General features: G+C 74.9%; 1 pseudogene. It reads left to right on the forward strand.

The features are described from left to right. Positions 1-614, forward strand: a pseudogene (locus AC1DH3_RS16680) (hypothetical protein); the annotation flags it as partial.

The following is a 614-nucleotide window of genomic DNA, read 5'->3' on the forward strand; positions in this document are numbered from 1 at the left end:
GGGCGGGACCACCGCACCGGCACCGGCCAGCGCCGGCGGGAGCTCCACCTCCGGAAGCGAGGGCCTCGCTTCCGGCACCCAGGTCATCGTCCCTGTCACCGCACCGGTGACGCTCGGGGCGACGTCGATCGGGATCCTCGGCGACTCCGTCGCCACCACCGGCGGGACCACCGGCGGGACCACCGCACCGGCACCGGCCAGCGCCGACGGGAGTTCCACCTCCGGCGCAGACGGAACTCTGTCCGGCACCCAGGTCATCGCACCCGTCACCGCACCAGTGACGCTCGGAGCGACGTCGATCGGGACCCTCGGCGACTCCGCCGCCACCACCGGCGGGACCACAGCGCCGGCGCCGGCCAGCGCCGGCGGAAACACCACCTCCGGCGAAGACGGAACCCTGTCCGGCACGCAGGTCGCTACACCTGTCACCGCACCGGTGACGCTCGGGGCGACCTCGATCGGGACCCTCGGCGACTCCGCCGCCACCACGGGCGGGACCACCGCACCGGCACCGGCCAGCGCCGGCGGGAGCTCCACCTCCGGAAGCGAGGGCCTCGCTTCCGGCACCCAGGTCATCGTCCCTGTCACCGCACCGGTGACGCTCGGGGCGACGT

The organism is Arthrobacter sp. 05L428 (assembly GCF_056397665.1).